At 72.4% G+C, this 15194-nt stretch carries 16 protein-coding genes; 10 read left to right on the top strand and 6 right to left on the bottom strand.

Annotated elements, in window-relative coordinates; translation table 11 throughout:
- The first annotated feature begins 1 nt into the window (after position 1).
- Positions 2 to 1198, top strand: coding sequence for a CaiB/BaiF CoA transferase family protein (locus tag ACWD3E_RS21005; protein WP_451389365.1), 1197 nt, complete (start codon positions 2 to 4; stop codon positions 1196 to 1198).
- 11 nt (positions 1199 to 1209) lie between these two features.
- Here ACWD3E_RS21005 and ACWD3E_RS21000 read toward each other — a convergent pair whose 3' ends face one another.
- From ACWD3E_RS21000 to ACWD3E_RS20990, 3 genes are all read right to left on the bottom strand, one after another.
- Positions 1210 to 1479, bottom strand: a complete 270-nt coding sequence (locus ACWD3E_RS21000; protein ID WP_451389055.1) for a hypothetical protein — start codon at positions 1477 to 1479, stop codon at positions 1210 to 1212.
- 126 nt (positions 1480 to 1605) lie between these two features.
- Positions 1606 to 2457, bottom strand: coding sequence for an anti-sigma factor (locus tag ACWD3E_RS20995; protein WP_451389054.1), 852 nt, complete (start codon positions 2455 to 2457; stop codon positions 1606 to 1608).
- Positions 2454 to 2996: a sigma-70 family RNA polymerase sigma factor gene (locus ACWD3E_RS20990; protein WP_451389053.1), complete on the bottom strand. Its 543-nt coding sequence runs from the start codon at positions 2994 to 2996 to the stop codon at positions 2454 to 2456. The genes ACWD3E_RS20995 and ACWD3E_RS20990 overlap by 4 nt, the downstream gene beginning before the upstream one ends.
- 208 nt (positions 2997 to 3204) lie before the next feature.
- On the opposite strand from ACWD3E_RS20990, the gene ACWD3E_RS20985 reads away from it, so the two are divergent.
- From ACWD3E_RS20985 to ACWD3E_RS20970, 4 genes are all read left to right on the top strand, one after another.
- A complete protein-coding gene (locus tag ACWD3E_RS20985) occupies positions 3205 to 4761 on the top strand; it encodes a DUF4331 domain-containing protein (protein ID WP_451389052.1) in 1557 nt (518 codons plus the stop codon).
- A 98-nt stretch (positions 4762 to 4859) separates the two neighbouring features.
- Positions 4860 to 6221 carry a tetratricopeptide repeat protein gene (locus ACWD3E_RS20980; protein WP_451389051.1) on the top strand — a complete coding sequence of 454 codons (1362 nt, stop codon included), beginning with the start codon at positions 4860 to 4862 and terminating at the stop codon, positions 6219 to 6221.
- Entirely contained in the window at positions 6218 to 7687 is a 1470-nt protein-coding gene (locus tag ACWD3E_RS20975) for a nickel transporter (protein ID WP_451389050.1), read from the top strand. Before ACWD3E_RS20980 ends, ACWD3E_RS20975 begins: the two co-directional genes overlap by 4 nt.
- A 27-nt stretch (positions 7688 to 7714) precedes the next feature.
- On the top strand, positions 7715 to 9352 hold the full coding sequence (locus ACWD3E_RS20970; protein WP_451389049.1) for a serine/threonine-protein kinase: 1638 nt from the start codon (positions 7715 to 7717) through the stop codon (positions 9350 to 9352).
- A 4-nt stretch (positions 9353 to 9356) separates the two neighbouring features.
- Here the strand turns inward: ACWD3E_RS20970 and ACWD3E_RS20965 are convergent, their stop codons facing one another.
- Complete coding sequence (locus ACWD3E_RS20965; RefSeq protein WP_451389048.1) at positions 9357 to 10160, bottom strand: SGNH/GDSL hydrolase family protein; 804 nt, start codon at positions 10158 to 10160, stop codon at positions 9357 to 9359.
- Positions 10161 to 10429: 269 nt separating this feature from the next.
- On the opposite strand from ACWD3E_RS20965, the gene ACWD3E_RS20960 reads away from it, so the two are divergent.
- On the top strand, positions 10430 to 11524 hold the full coding sequence (locus tag ACWD3E_RS20960) for a DUF5925 domain-containing protein (protein ID WP_451389047.1): 1095 nt from the start codon (positions 10430 to 10432) through the stop codon (positions 11522 to 11524).
- A 29-nt stretch (positions 11525 to 11553) separates the two neighbouring features.
- Positions 11554 to 12324 (top strand): DUF72 domain-containing protein, encoded by a 771-nt coding sequence (locus ACWD3E_RS20955; RefSeq protein ID WP_451389046.1) that lies wholly within the window; start codon positions 11554 to 11556, stop codon positions 12322 to 12324.
- Positions 12325 to 12329: 5 nt separating this feature from the next.
- Here the strand turns inward: ACWD3E_RS20955 and ACWD3E_RS20950 are convergent, their stop codons facing one another.
- The gene (locus ACWD3E_RS20950) at positions 12330 to 12701 is read right to left on the bottom strand and encodes a GntR family transcriptional regulator (protein ID WP_451389045.1); all 372 of its coding nucleotides are present in this window, start codon (positions 12699 to 12701) and stop codon (positions 12330 to 12332) included.
- A gap of 99 nt (positions 12702 to 12800) precedes the next feature.
- Between ACWD3E_RS20950 and ACWD3E_RS20945 the strand changes: the two genes are divergently transcribed.
- The 3 genes from ACWD3E_RS20945 (at position 12801) to ACWD3E_RS20935 (ending at position 14578) form a co-directional block, all read left to right on the top strand.
- Entirely contained in the window at positions 12801 to 13730 is a 930-nt protein-coding gene (locus ACWD3E_RS20945) for a GNAT family N-acetyltransferase (protein ID WP_451389044.1), read from the top strand.
- Positions 13711 to 14211: a DUF402 domain-containing protein gene (locus tag ACWD3E_RS20940; protein ID WP_451389043.1), complete on the top strand. Its 501-nt coding sequence runs from the start codon at positions 13711 to 13713 to the stop codon at positions 14209 to 14211. Before ACWD3E_RS20945 ends, ACWD3E_RS20940 begins: the two co-directional genes overlap by 20 nt.
- Positions 14212 to 14434: 223 nt before the next feature.
- Entirely contained in the window at positions 14435 to 14578 is a 144-nt protein-coding gene (locus tag ACWD3E_RS20935) for a hypothetical protein (protein ID WP_451349647.1), read from the top strand.
- Between the two features lie 17 nt (positions 14579 to 14595).
- Here ACWD3E_RS20935 and ACWD3E_RS20930 read toward each other — a convergent pair whose 3' ends face one another.
- On the bottom strand, positions 14596 to 15045 hold the full coding sequence (locus ACWD3E_RS20930; protein ID WP_451389042.1) for a GNAT family N-acetyltransferase: 450 nt from the start codon (positions 15043 to 15045) through the stop codon (positions 14596 to 14598).
- Between the last annotated feature and the right edge of the window lie 149 nt (positions 15046 to 15194).

The following is a 15194-nucleotide window of genomic DNA, read 5'->3' as shown; positions in this document are numbered from 1 at the left end:
CATGGATCATGTCCCGCTGCCCCTGGAGGGCATCACCGTCGTCGCCGTCGAGCAGGCCGTCTCCGCACCCTTCGCGACCCGGCAGCTCGCCGATCTGGGGGCCCGGGTCGTCAAGGTGGAGCGGGTCGACGGCGGCGACTTCGCGCGCGGCTACGACACCGCGGCCCGCGGTCTCGCCTCGCACTTCGTGTGGTGCAACCGGGGCAAGGAGTCCATCGCCCTCGACCTGAAGGACCCGCGCGGCCTCGATGTCGTACGGCGGCTGATCGCGGACGCGGACGTGTTCGTGCAGAACCTCGCCCATGGCGCGGCGGCCCGGCTCGGGCTGGACGCGGCCACGCTGTGTGCCGCGCATCCGCGGCTGATCGCCGTGGACATCTCGGGCTACGGCGGCTCGGGACCGTACGCGGACAAGCGGGCGTACGACATGCTCGTGCAGTGCGAGGCCGGGCTGGTGTCGGTGACCGGGACGCCCGGGCAGCCGGTGAAGGCAGGGATTCCGGCGGCGGACATCGCGGCGGCCATGTACGCGTTCTCCGGGGTGCTGGCCGCGCTGGTGCGGCGCGGCACGACCGGGCGGGGCGGGCCAGTGGAGGTGTCGATGCTGGAGGCGCTGGCCGAGTGGATGGGGCACCCACTGCACCACGCGATGCACGGGGGCGAGCCCCCGGCCCGTACCGGGCTCGCGCACGCCGTCATCGCGCCGTACGACGCCTATGCGACGGCGGACGGCGGACGGGTGCTGCTGTCGGTGCAGAACGACCGGGAGTGGCGGCGGCTGGCCGAACAGGTCATGGGCAGGCCGGAACTGGGGACGGATCCGGCATACGCGACGAACGCGGCACGGGTGGCGAACCGGGAGCGCACCGACGAGCTGGTCGCGGGGGCACTGGGCGCACTGGACGCCGAGGAGGCGCTGGCGCGGCTGGAGAAGGCGGGCATCGCGTGCGCCCGGCTCCGGGATCTGCCCGAGCTGGCGGCGCATCCGCAGCTCGCGGCCAGGGAGCGGTGGCGCGAGGTGGGTTCGCCGGTCGGGCCGTTGCGGGCGCTACTGCCTCCCATCACACTGCCGGGCGGGGACGAGGCACGGATGGGTGATGTGCCCGCGCTCGGACAGCACACCGAGGCGCTGCTGCGTGCCGTGGGGATGACGGACGAGGAGATCGCAGCGCTGCGCCGGGACGGCGTGGCGGCCTGAGCGCGGGCCCCTCAGTGGCCGCCGAACAGCGAACGGCGCAGTCGGCGCAGCGGCGCGAACAGGGAGACCCCGCGGACACGCGTACCCCGGTCGCTGTGCTGACGCACCGTGTCACGTGCGGTCAGCTCGAGCATCAGCGACGTCGCCTCGATCGTCTTCTGCTGCGGTATGGCGGGACCCGCCAGCACCGACAGATGACGGTCCAGACGCGAACTGGTCGCGCTGCTCCCGCAGGTGATAGCAGGGACCCTCGCCCTGCTGCGCATCGTTATCTGCTCCATGTCACTCCCCACCCGTACGAGTCCACCCGGCCCGGGCAGAGTAACCCTATCGCCTGGGCGGAGCACGCGTGTATCACGGTCACAGGATTCACCTTCCCTGTAAGGCGGTTGACCAACCCGCTATGGCTACTCTCCGAATCCGACCGATTTCAAGGTGAGTTGGACAACCGGCTGACCAGTTGGCCGCACTGAGCCACCATCAGGCTCGACGGTTACGGCGAGTGACATCGAGGACTTCTCCAGCCCCTTGGCGACCAAGGGCGTGTCCCCCGCGAGGAGCCCGAGGGAGCGCGGTTGCACATGGGGGCGCAGGAGCCACAGCTGACGGACGCGGCCGGCGGGCGCGGTGCCGTATCCGCTCAGGGTGACGACGGCCCGTCCTTGCGATACGGAAGCAATCACTCCGATCTTGCGGCCGCGGGCGTCCTCGCTGCCGGCGGCGCGGGCGTCGGGAGCGGCGAGAACGTGGGCGATCTCACGTGCCTGAGCCCGCTCGGCGTCGAGCCGGTCCTGGGTGCGGTGCGCCTGGACCGCGAAGAGGGAGGCGACGACGAGGGCCGCCGCGGCGGTCGCCGTGGCGAGCGGCACGAACAGGGGGCGCGTCCGGGGCGTACGGGGGCGTGACGGCGGAGGCTGGGTGCCCCAGACGTGCGGCGGCAGTCGCCGGGCGCGCCCGCGGGCCGGGGTCTGCTTCCGGGCGGGCTCCCGGGCGGGTGTCTGCTCCGGCGAGTCCTGCGGGGTGGTGCGTACGGCGGCCAGGACGCGGTCGCGCAGTGCGGGCGGGGCCGGCGCCGCCGTGGACCAGGCGAGGCGCACCGCGTCCTCGGACAGGGCCCGCACGTCGGCGGCGCAGCGCTCGCAGCGGGCGAGGTGCTTCTCGAAGCGGCGCCGCTCGCCGGGTTCGAGGGCGTCGAGGGCGTAGGGCGCGGCGAGGGAGTGCGGATCCTCCCGGCGCAGCAGCCGGCCGAGGACGCTCATGCGGCACCTCCCAGGCACTCGCGCAGCCGCGTGAGTCCGTCGCGCATCCGGGTCTTGACCGTGCCCAGCGGCAGCGAGAGCCGCTCGGCCACCTCACGGTAGGTGTAGCCGTCGTAGTAGGCGAGGGTGACGGACTGACGTTGCAGGGCGGTGAGCCGCTCCAGGCAGCGGCGCACCCATTCGCGTTCCAGCCCGGCCTCGACCTCCTCGGCGACCTGGTCGAAGGCGGGTTCACCGGCGCGCAGGGCCTCGCGCTGCTCGCGTTCGCCGGCCGCGCGGGCGCTGCGCACCCGGTCGACGGCCCGCCGGTGGGCGAGGGTGAGGACCCAGGACAGGGCGCTGCCCCGGCGGGGGTCGAACCGCGCGGCGGAGCGCCAGAGTTCGAGCAGCACCTCCTGCGCGACCTCCTCGGACTGGGCGGGGTCGCGCAGGACCCGCCGTACGAGCCCGTACACCGGGCCGGACACCAGTCCGTACAGGTCCTCGAAGGCTTTCTGGTCGCCGCCCGCCACGAGCACCAGAAGCTCGTCCGCCTCCACCCGTGCCCCCTCTCCGTGGCCGCAGCCGGCCCGTCCTCTGATCCCACGCATCCGCACCGAACGCACACCTCCCGCGGGTGATACGGATCAGCGGGCCGAAACCGCGGGTGCGGCGTGCGAAAAGAAAAATTCCGAGACCGGCCAATCCGGCCCCGCGCCGGCTCCGAATCCCCGGGCGTCAGGCAAGTTGGCACTGAGGACGGACGGCATGACACCTCTCTTCTCCAGGCTCCTGTCCAGGAGCGGCGCGGGACGCAAGGCACTGGTCCCGCTCCTGTGCGGTGCGCTGGCCGCCGGGGGGCTCGCAGCCGCCGGCGTCGCCACGCTGGAACCCGGGGCGGCCTCCGCCTCCTCGCACCGGGAGGCCCCGCTGATCTCGGGGACCCCGCAGTACGACAACACGGACCTGTACGCGTTCGTCAGCCCGGACAAGCCGGACACGACCACCATCGTGGCCGACTGGATCCCGTTCGAGGAGCCCGCGGGCGGCCCCAACTTCTACACGTTCGCGGACGACGCGCAGTACGACATCCACATCGACAACAACGGTGACGCGCAGGGCGAGTTGCTCTTCCGCTACACCTTCAGCACGCACACCAAGAACGGGAAGACCGTCCTGTACAACACCGGCCCGGTCACCAGCCTGGCCGACCCCGACCTCAACGTCACGCAGACGTACGACCTCGACCTGATCCGGCTGAAGAACCAGCACGTGGTGTCGAAGACCAAGCTCGCCGACGACGTGCCGGTGGCGCCGTCCAACGTGGGCAAGGCGTCCATGCCGGACTACGGCAAGCTGCGCGCGCAGGCCGTGTACCGGACGGCCGGCGGGGCCACCACCTTCGCCGGGCAGGCGGACGACCCCTTCTTCCTGGACCTGCGGGTCTTCGACCTGCTGTACGGCGGCAACCTCACCGAGGTCGGCCGGGACACGCTCAAGGGCTACAACGTCAACACCATCGCCCTCCAGGTCCCGAACGACCTGATCCGCGAGTCGTCCGGGCAGCCCGTCGTGGGCATCTGGTCCACCACCCAGCGCCGGAACGCGCAGGGGTACTACTCGCAGGTCTCGCGCCTCGGCAACCCGCTGGTCAACGAGGTGGTCAACCCGCAGCAGGACAAGGACCGGTTCAACGCGTCGCAGCCCTGGTACGACGGGCAGTTCCTGAAGAACGTCACCAACCCCGAACTGCCGAAGCTGATCGAGTCCATCTACAAGATCAAGGCGCCCGCGGAGCCCCGCAACGACCTGGTCGACGTCTTCCTCAAGGGCGTCAAGGGCCTCAACCAGCCCCCGAACGTGCGTCCTTCGGAGGAGTTGCGCCTCAACACCTCGATCAAACCGAGCATGCATCCGAAGCGGCTCGGGGTGCTGGACGGCGACAACGCGGGCTTCCCGAACGGCCGCCGGCTCACCGACGACGTGGTGGACGAGGCCCTGCAGGTCGTCGAAGGCGAACTGGTCGGTTCCAAGAACGACTTGGGCGACGCGGTGGACCAGAACGACAAGAAGTTCGAGAAGTACTTCCCGTACGTCGCCGAGCCCACCTCCGGCTCGCGCGGCCCGCTCGCCAAGGGCACGACCTCGGGTACGGACGTGCGCAGCCAGCTCGGTGACGCGTTGCGGCCGGCGGCCGGGACGTCCTCGGGCGGTACGAGCGACACCGTGCTGATCGCGGGCTCGGCGGCCTCCGGCGCGGCCGGAATCCTGCTGATCGGCACTGCCTTCGCCTGGTGGCGCCGGCGCATGCACCGCCCGTACTGACCCCCCACCCCACCGACCGGCGCGGCCCGTACCCACTCCCCCACGGCGGGCCGCGCCATTCCCCCTTCCGACCACCACCAGGCGATCCAGGAGCAGGCATGGCACCGCGTACGAGAGACGAGGAGACCGGCGGGCGACGGTGGCGCCGTCTTCAACTCGCCAGCACAGCAGTACTGTTGGCCGTGGCGCTGACGGGCGGGGCCATCGCCGTCGGGGCCGCGCGGGACGCGGCGCCCGCAGCCGCGGTGACCGCCTCCGGTGCCGTCGATCCCGCGCTGCTGAGCGGCGGCGACCTGGACGCCGGTATCGCCGCGCTGCAGACGCATCTCCGTGCCCAGCCGAGGGACTCCGGCGGCTGGGCCACGCTCGGCCTGGCCTACGTCGAGCAGGCGCGGACCAAGGGTGACCCGTCCCGGTACCCCCAGGCGGAGAAGGCGTTGCGGCGGTCCCTGACGCTGACCCCGGACAACGACCAGGCGCTGGCGGGCCGGGCCGCCCTCGCCGCCGCCCGGCACGACTTCCGGGGCGCCCTGACCTACGCCGACCGGGCCCTGAAGCGGAACCCGTACAGCGAGCGCGCACTGTCCTCCCGTATCGACGCCCTGGTCGAACTCGGCCGCTACGACGAGGCGTCGAAGGCCGCCGGGACCGCCGACGCGCGCAGGCCCGGGGTCCCCGTGTTCACGCGGTACGCGTACGTGCGCGAGCTTCGCGGCGACGTGGCGACGGCTCGGCGCGTGCTCAAGCAGGCCCTGTCCGCCGCGACTTCGCACGGAGACACGGCGTACGTCGCCACCCAGCTCGGCCAACTCGCCTGGACCCAGGGCGAATACGGGACCGCGCTCGGCTACTACTCCCGCGCCCTGGCCGCCGACGACGGCTATGTCCCGGCGCTCGAAGGCCGGGCCCGCGCCCAGGCGGCGAGCGGGCGGCGGGCCGAGGCCGTCAAGGGCATGGAGGCCGTGGTGGCCCGCTATCCGCTGCCCGGCCCGCTCGTGGAACTCGGCGAGCTGTACGAGGCGCGCGGCGCGGCGGGCGACCGGGCCAGGGCCCGCGAGCAGTACGCCCTGGTGGCCGCCTGGACCGCTCTGGCCCGCGCCAACGGCGTCGACGTCGACCTCGACACCGCGCTGGCCGCCGCCGACCACGGCGACCGGGCGACCGCGCTGCACGCGGCCCGCGCCGAGTGGGCCCGGCGTCACACCGTGCACACCGCGGACGCCCTCGCCTGGGCACTGCACGTCAACGGCCGCGACCGGGAGGCCCTTGCGTACGCGCGCCGGGCCACGGCCACCGGCTACCGCAACGCGTCCTTCCGCTACCACCGCGGCATGATCGAGCTGGCCACGGGCCACCGGGCGGACGGCCGCGCCTGGCTGGCGGCGGCCCTGCGGCTGAACCCCGGCTTCTCCCCGCTGGGCGCCGCCGAGGCCCGCAGGGCGCTGGGAGGCGCGCGGTGAGGCTGCGGCTCGTGTTCGTGCTCGCCGCCGTGGGTGTCCTCGCGCTCCTTCCCGCCGGCACCGCGAGCGCGCATCCCCTCGGGAACTTCACCGTCAACCGGTACGACGGCCTCGTCGCCGCCCCCGGCACCCTCCGCGTCGACCATGTCGAGGACCTCGCCGAGATCCCGGCGACGCAGGCCAGGCCGGACATCGAGCGGCTGGGGATCGCCGAGTGGGCCCGGCGGCGGTGCACACAGGCCGCGCGGCGCAGCGAGGTGACCGTCGACGGGCGCGCTGCCCCGCTCACGGTGCGCGGCAGCCGGGCCGCCCTGCGCCCCGGCCAGGCGGGCCTCAACACCCTGCGCGTGGAGTGCCGTTCGACCGCTGCGCTCCCCAGGGGCCGCTCGCTCGCCCTCGGCTTCCACAGCGCGGTGACCTGGTCGGGACCCGGCTGGCGGGAGATCACCGCGCGCGGGGACCGGATGACGCTCACCGCGTCGGACGTACCGAAGACATCCGTCTCCCGCGAACTCACCTCCTACCCCAGAGACTTGCTGTCGTCCCCGGCCGACAGCTCCACCGCGTCGCTGCGCATCCGCCCCGGCGGTCCCGCCCTCGCCGCGCGGCAGCAGGACGCCCCGGCCGCCTCCGTGCTGCCCCGGGGCGCCGACCGCTGGACGCGGGCCCTGGACGACCTGGTCGCCCGGCGTGACCTCACCCTGGGTTTCGCCGCCCTCGCCCTGCTCGTCGCGGTGGGCCTCGGCGCGCTGCACGCCCTGGCGCCGGGCCACGGCAAGACGCTGATGGCGGCGACCGCGGCGGCCCGTGGCGGCAGGGCCCGGCCCCGGGACGTACTGCCGCTCGCCGCCTCCGTCACGGTGACCCACACCCTCGGCGTCGTCACCCTCGGCCTGCTCGTCACCGCCGGGTCCGCCGCCACGCCGTCGGTGATCGGCTGGCTGGGGCTCGCGAGCGGCGCCCTGGTCCTCGCGACGGGCGCCCACCTCGTACGCCGGGCCTGGCGCAACCGCGCGCACGAACACGCGCACGAACACCACCACGCCGCGGAGCACACTCATGGCAGCCACACCCATGGCGGACACACCCACGGCGGGCACACCCACACCCACCCCGCCGTCCCCTCCCTGCGCGGCACGATCCTGCTCGGGTTCGCGGGCGGGCTGGTGCCCAGCCCGTCGGCCGTGGTCGTACTGGTCGGTGCCACGGCGCTCGGGCAGGCCTGGTTCGGGCTGCTGCTCGTCGTGGCGTACGGGGTGGGGCTGGCGCTGACGCTGACGGCGGCCGGGTTCGCCGTGGTCCGGCTGGGGTCGAAGGTGACCCGGATGCTGGAGCGGCGCCCACGCCTGACCGCTCACCGGCCGGTCGCGCTGCTCCGCCGGACCGCGCCGCTCGCCTCCGCGCTGACCGTGCTGGCCCTGGGTGCCGGATTGGTGCTCAGGGGGGCCGCATCCGCCCTCGGCTGAGCTACTTTTGTGGAGAAATCACGCGAGATGCCTTGGGGGGCGCCCGTGTCCGAGGAACCGGGCCGTGAACGTGTGATCGCGGGCCGCTACCGCCTGCTGTCCGCGCTGGGCGAGGGCGGCATGGGGACTGTGTGGCGGGCCCGTGACGAGGTGCTGCACCGCGAGGTGGCCGTCAAGGAGGTGCGGGCCCCGGCCGGGCTGCCGGCCTCGGAGGTGGAGCGGCTGTATGCCCGTCTGGAGCGCGAGGCGTGGGCCGCGGCCCGGGTCGCACACCGCAATGGGGTCACGGTGTACGACGTGGCGGCGGAGGCGGGCCGCCCGTGGATCGTGATGGAGCTGGTGCGCGGACTGTCGCTGGCGGACCAGTTGGCGGCGGAGGGTCCGCTGTCCCCGCAGCGGGCCGCGTACATCGGTGCCGAGGTGCTGGCCGCGCTGCGCGCCGCGCACGCCGCCGGGGTGCTGCACCGGGACGTGAAGCCGGCCAATGTGCTGCTGGCCAACGACGGCCGGGTGGTCCTGACCGACTTCGGTATCGCCTCCGTGGAGGGCAGCTCCGCGCTGACCATGACCGGCGAGGTGGTCGGCTCGCCGGAATTCCTCGCGCCCGAGCGGGCGTTGGGGCGTACACCGGGCCCGGAGTCGGACCTCTGGTCGCTCGGGGTGCTGCTGTACGCGGCCGTCGAGGGCGGCTCGCCGTTCCGCCATGACACCCCGATCAGCACCCTGCGCGCGGTGGTGGAGGACGAGTTGCCGCCGCCGCGCCGGGCCGGGCCGCTGGCCGGTGTCATCGCGGGGCTGCTGCGCAAGGATCCCGCCGGGCGGCTCTCCGCCGAGCGGGCCGAGCGGGAACTGCGGCTGGTCGCCGCGGGCGGCGCTCCCCGGGCGGACCCCGCGCCGTACACCTCCTCGCCGTACACCGCGCCGACGGTCATGGCCCCGCCACAACAGCCGTACTCCACACCGCCGTTGCCGCTGCGGTCCGGGGCGCCCACGGAGCCGCCGTACGGGCCCGACGAGCCTCGGCGTGAACGCCGGGCCGGCATGGTGCTGATCGCGGGGGTGCTCGCGGTCTTCCTCGCGCTGGCGGGGCTGGCGTACGCGCTGCTCCACCACGGCAACGGCAGTGACCATGCGGCCAGTGGCGGCAGCTCGCCGGCTGCCGGTGCGAACTCATCGGCAGCGGGTGGCAGTTCGGCTTCGTCGAGTACGACGCCGTCATCGCCGCACGCCGGCACCTCGGAGAGCAGTCGGCCCGCCGCCCCGTCCGTGCGGGTGACGCTGACCGGCGCGCACACCGCGTACTCCGGGACCTGTCCGCCGCCGGACGCCCAGGCGCCCGCGTTCACGGCGACATTCACGGTGGGGCAGGTGCCCGCGCAGGTGGAGTACCGGTGGGTGCTGGACCACGGCTCGGTCTCCGACCCGGGATGGAAGACGCTGTCGTTCCCGGCGGGCGGCGCGTCGACCCGGCAGGAACAGCTGATCGTGACGGCGTACGAGGACGGCGGGACGGTCGAGAACGCGGTCAGTGTGGAGGTGCGCAGTCCGGTGCGGACGACGTCCGATGCGGTGCCGCTCTCGGTGACCTGCACGACGGGCACCGCAACGGCGACGGAGGCCCCGCCGTCCGGCGGGGCCTCCGTTTCATCCGGTCCAACTCCCTGACGGGTCAGGCATTGTTGGTGAAGACCGGGAGGTAGCCGCCGGAGTGTCCGGCCGCGGTCGGGTGGTACGACACGCCGATGTCCAGCCAGTTGAGACTGTGCAGCCAGGAGTCGCCGGAGCAGATCTCGTGGGCGGAGAACGCGGGACGGACGTCACCCCAGACGAAGCTGTGGGCCAGGGCACGCTTCTGGATGGCGTTGTCGATGTAGTCGGCCGCGCTGTTGATCGCGGTGCGCTTGGTGTCCGAGAGGCCGACGCAGATCTGGCCGGTCAGGTAGAGGCGGGGGTAGCCGATCACGACCACGCGGGCGTTGGGGGCCTTGGACCTGATGGCGTTGTAGACGGTGTCGAGCTTGCCGGGGAGCGTCGAGTCGACGTACGCCTCGGCGGTGGCGACGTCGGACAGGCAGTCGCTGTCCGACCCGAGCACACAGTCCGTCATGACGTTGGAGAACCCGGCGTCGTTGCCGCCGATCGTGATGGACACCAGTGAGGTGGAGGAGTTCAGCGAGCCGAGCTGGTTGGCCATCACGTCGTCCGTCTTGGCGCCCGAGCAGGCGTTGAAGGCGAACGAGGCCGGGGAGTGGGCCGCGTTCCACAGGTAGGGGTACGCGTTGGTGCTGCGGTCGCAGCTGCCGCTGGAGCTGATGTAGCTGCCCGCTCCGACTCCCGAGGAGTAGGAGTCGCCGAGTGCAACGTAGCCGCCGGTCGCGGCCGTTGTCGCCTGTGCGGTGGCGGCCCCGGAGAGGCCGAGGCCGGCGGCAAGGAGGAGCGAAGTAACTAATCCGGTAAGTCGGAAACGTCTCATGGTGCCTCCCTATAGCAGGATCTCTGCCGCAACTTTGGTAGCAGCTACGCGTGTTGAGTGGAAGTGTTCATGCCAAAACTGTTGCGATCTCAACCGGCTCGACCCGAGACGTTTCCACCCAGACTGTTACATGTTCATGTCATTCAAGTTGACAGGCCTTCAGCCCTGAGGGCGGGACGGGTTGCGGGGAGCGGGCAGGACTCGGGAACACCCGGAACAAGGTGCGGAAATGCCGTGCACGCGGCGCACCTGTGCCCGATCATGGCGGCATGTCTGCGAACCCACACGACGCTCTGCCGATCCGGCTCAACGTCGACGACTCCGACTCGCCGTCCGACGTCGTCGACGCGCTGTTCCTCGGCCGCTTCGCGACGGGCGAGCAACCGTACTCGCACGCGGCGAACATCGACCGCGTGCGCTCCGCCGCGACCCTGCTGCCGGACGGCGCCCGCGTGCTGCGCATCGCCCGCGACGACGACCGCAGCGCGACCCTCGCCGAGGGTGACGGCTGGACCCTGCTGGTCTCGCGCTGGAACCGGGGCGCGGACGTCACGGTCACCGCGACGACCGCCGAACTGGCGAAGCAGGTCCTCGACCAGGCCACGGACGGCGCGGCGGACGAGCCCGAACCGCAGCCGGAGAACGTGTCGATGGGCTTCTGGTACGTCTCCCCGAGGCGCGGCCCGTACCGCACCACCCGGCAGATCTCCGCGGGCACCTGGGACGAGATCCGCCCCAACTACACGGCTCCGGTGGCGGATGCGATGGACCGCCTGATGAAGACGACCCCGGAGGACATCGCCGGCCGGCTGCTCCTGCTGCACGGCCCGCCCGGCACCGGCAAGACCTCCGCGCTGCGCACGCTGGCCCGCTCCTGGCGGGACTGGTGCCAGGTGGACTGCGTCCTCGACCCCGAGCGGCTCTTCTCCGACGTCGGCTATCTGATGGACATCGCGATCGGCGAGGAGGATGCGGCCGGCAAGGGCCGCTGGCGTCTGCTCCTGCTGGAGGACTGCGACGAGCTGATCCGCGGCGAGGCCCGGCACACCGCGGGCCAGGCCCTGTCCCGGCTGCTCAACCTCACCGACGGCCTGCTCGGCCAGGGCCGCAACGTCCTGGTCGGCGTCACGACCAACGAGGACCTGGAGCGGCTGCACCCGGCCGTCGTCCGCCCCGGCCGCTGTCTGGCCCGTATCGAGGTGGGCCCGCTGACCCGCCGCGAGGCGGCGAACTGGCTCGGCACCGAGGAGGGCATCGGCCGGGAGGGGGCGACGCTGGCCGAGCTGTACGCCCTGCGCCGGGGCACGGCGCCGACGTCGGTGCCGGGCGCGCGGGAGGGGGCGGACGCGGGGCTGTACCTGTAGGACTGCCGCTCGGGTGCTTTGATAGAGGTATGCCCCTGTTCGTCGGCACGTCGGGGTGGCAGTACAAGGACTGGCGGGGCGTCCTGTACCCGGCCGACCGTCCGACCCGGCTGTGGCTGGAGGAGTACGCGGCCCGCTTCGCCACGGTGGAGATCAACAACGCGTTCTACCGGCTGCCGACGCGGGAGAACTTCGAGGCGTGGCGGGACCGTGTGCCCGAGGACTTCGTGGTCGCGGTCAAGGCCAGCCGCTTTCTGACCCACATCAAGCGCCTGAAGGACCCCGCGGAACCGGTCCACCGCCTGATGACCCACGCGGCCGGCCTGGGCGACCGCCTGGGCCCGGTCCTCCTCCAGCTCCCGCCCACGTTGCGCGTGGACCCGCCCCTGCTGGACGCCTGCCTGGCCTGCTTCCCGTCCGGTACGAGGGTCGCGGTGGAACCCCGCCACGACTCCTGGTGGACGCCGGAGGTGCGCGACGTCCTGGCGTCCCGGGGAGCGGCCCTGTGCTGGGCTGACGTCCAGGCCCACCCGGTCACCCCGCTCTGGCGCACCACCGACTGGGGCTACGTCCGCTTCCACGAGGGCCGCGCCACCCCGTGGCCCCGCTACGGCCGCCGGTCCCTGGAGACGTGGGTGGACCGCATCGCGACCACCTGGTCCGACAAGCACGACGTGTACGCGTACTTCAACAACGACCCCGGCGGGGCGGCGGTGGCGGACGCGGTGACGTTCGGGAGGACGGCGGGGAGGGCGGGTCTGACGGTGACACGCATTCCGGAGCCCGCCGTACACCGCTGATTCGCTCAGCCCTCCCCATAAGCGGCCCGCAGCGCATCCCGCACAGCGGCCAGCGCATCCTTCTCGTCCAGCCCAAGTCGCCGCACCCGCTCCACATAGGCCTGCGCAGCAGCAGCAGCCTCCCGCTCCGCGGCCGAGCCGGCGGCAGCCACGAACGTTCCGTTGCGGCCCCGCGTCTCGATCACCCCGTCCGTCTCCAGCGCCCGGTATGCCTTGGCCACGGTGTTCACCGCGAGACCCAGCGACTCGGCCAGCCCCCGCACGGTCGGCAGCCGGTACCCCACCGGCAGCGCCCCGCTCCGCGCCAGCTCGGAAATCTGCGCCCGCACCTGCTCGTACGGCGGCGCGCTGTCATCGATGTGGATCTTCAGGCTCACAGGCCGATTGTCCCGCACCCGCCGGAAAACCGAGAGACGGAAAGCGGGAGACGGAAAATGGGAGGCACCCTGACGGCTCGCTGCGTACGGTGCCTGCACATGACCGTGATCGTGCGCGCTCTGCGCCCTGACGTCACAGCCGAGACCGAGGGTTTCACCCAGGTCCGTCGGCTCGCCCTGCCGTTCATCCTGACCACCCCGGACTCGGTCCGCCACAACGCCACCCACATGCACCCCGACGCCCGCTTCCGTCCGCTCCTTGCGGAGGAGGACGGCGAGGTGATCGGCACGGCACAGGTGCACCTGGCCTACGACAGCCCCGAGCCGGGGCAGGGCTACGTGAACGTGTACGTGCGCCCGGACCGCACCCACCGCGGCGCGGGCCGGCTCCTGGTGAAGGCCGCCGAGGAGTACCTGGCCGCGCAGGGAGCCACCAAGCTGTTCAGCTGGGTCCTCGACGAGCCGGCCAACCGCGCCTTCGCCGAGCGGCACGGCTACACGAGCAGCCGTTCCGCCCACTTCCTCCGGCTGGACCTGGAGAACGGCACCCTGCCCCCGCTGCCGGACGTCCCTCCCGGCGTCGAACTGCGCACCGCGGCCGACTTCGCGGACGACCCCCGGCCGCTGTTCGAGCTGGACGCGGAGACGGTGTCGGACGAACCGGGCGACGTCGCGATCGAGTTCACTGACTACGACACCTGGGTCGAGGAGAGCTGGAAGCACCCGCTGCTGAACCGGGAGCTGACCATGGCCGCGGTCGTCGACGGCCGCCCGGTCGCGTTCAGCGTGGCGTACACGGACGGCCTCGGCCACTACGCGTCCGCGATGACCGGCACCGCCCGCGCCTACCGGGGCCGTGGCCTGGCCAAGCTCGCCAAGATCCACTCCCTGTACCGGGCCCGCGCCGCCGGTGTCACCGAGGCGTTCACGGGCAACGACACCGGGAACGGCCCCATGATCGCGATCAACAAGTGGCTCGGATACGAGATCTGTGCGACGGAGGTGCGCTATGTCCGCGAACTCGGCTGAGACGCCGGTCGAGGTGGAGGTCGTCCTGGTCAAGGCCGGCCGTACGAAGATCCGTTACGCCGCGCAGCTGATCGACGACGACGGTACCCGCGTGTCGGTCCGGGCTCCCTGGGCGGGCGAGGGCGTCCGGGACTTCGGCTTCGTGCGCTTCGAGCCGGGCGATGTGTTCACCGAGCACTACTGGCGGGACCGCTGGTACTCCGTGAAGGAGGTGCGCGCGGCGGACGGCTCGGTCAAGGGCTGGTACTGCGACATCACCCGGCCCGCGGTCCTCTCCGGCGCGGAGCTGGTGGTGGAGGACCTCGACCTGGACCTGTGGCGCTCGGCCGACGGCAGGGACGTACGACGCCTGGACGAGGACGAGTTCGCCGCGAGCGGGCTGGCGGAGTCGGACCCGGAGGCCGCGTCCGCTGCCATGGCCGCCCTCGACGAACTGGAGGCGCTGGCCCTGGGCGGCGACTTCGAGAAGCTGCTGCCCTGATCCCGGCACCGGCCCGGGCCTCCCGCCAGTGCCGCAGGGCGCGGGCGGGGTCGGGGGCGGGCAGCGTCCACAGCACATGCCGGACGAGCACGACGTCGTCTCGCTCGTCATGTCCGAAGAGTGACACCCGCCACTGACAATCCGGCATCGATGAGGAACCCTCGCCGAAAGGGTCTACCTCCGTGACCGTCCGGATCTCGGGTAGGCACTGAAGGAGGCAGCCATGCGCCGGATGACCGTGCAGAAGCCCCTGAAGAAGACCGACAGCCGCCGGATCCGCGAGACCCGCGAGGCGGCGGAAGAACGTCCCACGGGACGCCCCGAGGTGCGGGGTGACATCGCACGCACCTGGTGGCCGGACGGCTGACGCCTCCGCCGCGCCCCTCAGCCCAGCCGCTTGCGGTAGTGGATGCGGTCGTAGGGGCCGTCGACGCGGCGTTCCACGACCTCGTAGCCGTACCGCGGATAGATCTTCTGGTTCTCCCACATCAGCGCGTTGGTGTAGAGCCTGATCTCGCCGAGCCCCAGCTCCCGCGCGCGTACGTCCACGAAGTGCAGCAGCCGCCGTCCCACCCCCTGGCCGTGCGCGTCGGGGTGGACGGCGATGCTGTCGAGGAACAGGTGGTCGTCGTGGGCCTCGATGACGACGAGCCCGGTCACCGGCTCGCCCGTGACGAACACCTTCTCCGCGGCCACGTTCACCGTGTGGTCCGCCTCCATGGGCTGCGGCACCACACCGATGCGCTCGATGTAGTGGTGGTACGCCGCGTCGGTCACGGACTTCACGGCCGGTACGTCGGCGGGGCCGGCCGGGCGGATCAGGTCGTCTGTCATGCCGCGCACGGTACCTACCTGAGCGCAGCCTCAGCACTCCCTTAAGCCGGCCATAAGCAGGGGATTTCACGGTTCCTGGGGGCTACCTTCGTCTCACCCCAAGGGATTCGGCCGCGGGGCCTGTCCGGCGGCTCAGGCCGGACAGGCCC

The organism is Streptomyces sp. NPDC002676 (assembly GCF_053592455.1).
The sequence above is the reverse complement of the archived record's forward strand: the minus strand, read 5'-3'. Positions and strand labels throughout refer to the sequence as shown.